Annotated in this window: 2 protein-coding genes; both read right to left on the bottom strand. The window is 40.5% G+C overall.

What is annotated here, in order from left to right:
• The coding region (locus tag PX636_RS20140; RefSeq protein WP_288118511.1) for a serine/threonine protein kinase at window positions 1–1,068 on the bottom strand (1,068 nt) is incomplete at its 3' end.
• Window positions 1,069–1,267: 199 nt separating this feature from the next.
• Complete coding sequence (locus PX636_RS20135; RefSeq protein ID WP_353853495.1) at window positions 1,268–2,161, bottom strand: aspartoacylase; 894 nt, start codon at window positions 2,159–2,161, stop codon at window positions 1,268–1,270.
• Window positions 2,162–2,166: the final 5 nt, after the last annotated feature.

Raw genomic sequence — 2,166 nt, 5'->3', positions numbered from 1 at the left:
AGGGGTAAGAATTAATTGCATCTCACGCAAACAAATAAAACCAATTAGAGCGATAATAAAAGTAAGAATCGGGGAGATAAAGACAGTTACAGTAAGGACAATCGCCAAAGACCAGAGGGTAGGTGCATCGGAAGGTAGCTTAATTTTAGGGGGTAAATTAATCTCTAAATTATCCCGGTGTTTAGCGATACGGATGGAACTGTGGGGAGGTTTTGGTAATTTCTTAGGATCGATTAAACTTGATGCTTGGCGATAGGAGGGATGTTGGAGAAATTTCAGAGCTTCTCTGGCACTTTTAAACCGCTTTTCTACCGCTATATCGGTTATAGTTTCTAACCAATCGATTAAATCATCATCAATTGTCACCCGTTGGCGAAATTGAATTTTAGAGTCGCGGTGGGGCAATTCTATCGGCACAATTCCCGTCAATAAATGAATTAAAGTCATACCTAAGGCATATAAATCAGAACTGGGAACCGCCCGGCCCCAAAATTGTTCTAGAGGTGCATAACCACTCGTTCCCACCACAGTAAAAGTAACTCCCGTCACTGCACCGCGGGACTGGACTGCCCCAAAATCTACTAAATAAACGTTATTTTCCGAGTTAATAATTAAATTACTAGGTTTAATATCTCGATGTAATACTGGGGGCGATAATTCATGCAAATAAATGAGAATTTCGAGAACTTCTTGGGCAATATTCCGAATTACCGTAGCGGTGAAACTTTGCCCCCTTTCTAAGCGATCGCTTAAGGATTCTCCCGGTATATAATCTTGTACAAGCACAAACCAAGGAATCCCGTCACCTTGATTTTTATCGAGGGAAAAATAATCGCGATAGCGGGGAATACGGGGATGATAGAGAGAAGCTAAAACGGCTGCCTCCCGTTCAAATAATTTTAATTCTTCCCACTCCATCTGGGGACTAAAAGCGAGGAGTTTAATAATTACCGATTCTTGGGATAATACATCGATAGCTAACCAAGTTTGACGACCGATAGCGGTATTTCCTAGGCGTTGTTGCAGTTGGTAACGTTCAGCTAAAAGAGAATCAGAAGTAAAGGTCATAGTGGCTTTTCCCTTATTTAGGGTCTGCTGAAAAAGTTTTTCCTGGGGACAGGGTGTGGGGTGTGGGGTGTGGGGTGTGGGAAGTGGGAAGAATAAATAAAAATAATCTCCTATCTCCTATCTCCTATCTCCTGACGACCGGCTACTGACGACCGGCTACTGACTCCTAACCCCACCAACAAACTTTTTGCCGCAAACCCTAATTAATATCAATTTGTTTTTTTGCTGTCCAACAAAGGGCGATTCCTTTTTCTTTATAGGAAGATTCTCCGACAAAGATAGGATATAATTCAGATTCCCCACGATAGATAATTTCCTGACCATCAAATCCTAGAAAAATCGGTTGATTGGGTTGAATTGCCTGATAATCTCGTTGGAGAATCTGAGGATGTAACATGGCTTTAATTTCACCCTGTTCATCCCTAGGATAATCGATCGAGCCTAAACGTTGGTAAACTGTTAGGGATTCGCTGAAAGTATCGAGATGGGCAGCGAGATAATTTTCCTGTTCGATATAGTCTAGGATTTGATAGATAAGTGTTTCGGTTTGACGAAAAAGATAGGGACAGATGACCCCATGGTTAATTGGACCGATTTCTAGGGTAAAAGCTAGGGGACAAATTCCTTTCAGAAAATGATTTTCTTCCTCGCTGACGGGATGATAAATTAAGCGCACCTCAGGATTAATTTTAGTCAGATAGGTAAAGAGTTTTAATAGCCAAGGATGGGGGTTAGAATAAATAATCGCCAGCATCATGTTAGATGTGGTGCTGTGAATATCGATTAATAAATCAATGGATTTTTCTCGGAGATCTTTGACTATTTTTTTTGCTCGTTTTTGTTCGTATTGCTGACAATCGGGATTCACTAAATCTTTTTGGTTAAAACAACGATTTAAATCCGTATCGATATATCTAACCCGTTGCTTTAGGGCTAAGGGATTAGCGATGAGACTGTGGGATTGAAAACTGCTGCGAGCAATAAGATTAGGTGACTTTTGCAGGTATTTAACCAAATAAGCGGGAGTTAGTTCATTGCCATGCACACCAGCAATTAAAGCCAGATTTTTAATAGTAGTTTTCTGCTCGATCATTTTTT

Source organism: Microcystis sp. M53598_WE2 (assembly GCF_030067735.1).
GTDB classification, from domain to species: Bacteria; Cyanobacteriota; Cyanobacteriia; order Cyanobacteriales; family Microcystaceae; genus Microcystis; species Microcystis aeruginosa.
This window is presented reverse-complemented; position numbering and strand designations above follow the sequence as displayed.

Bases quoted from the DNA above. Each gene is read 5' to 3' on its own strand.
- PX636_RS20135 (WP_353853495.1), bottom strand. From the start codon at position 2,161: ATGATCGAGCAGAAAACTACTATTAAAAATCTGGCTTTAATTGCTGGT.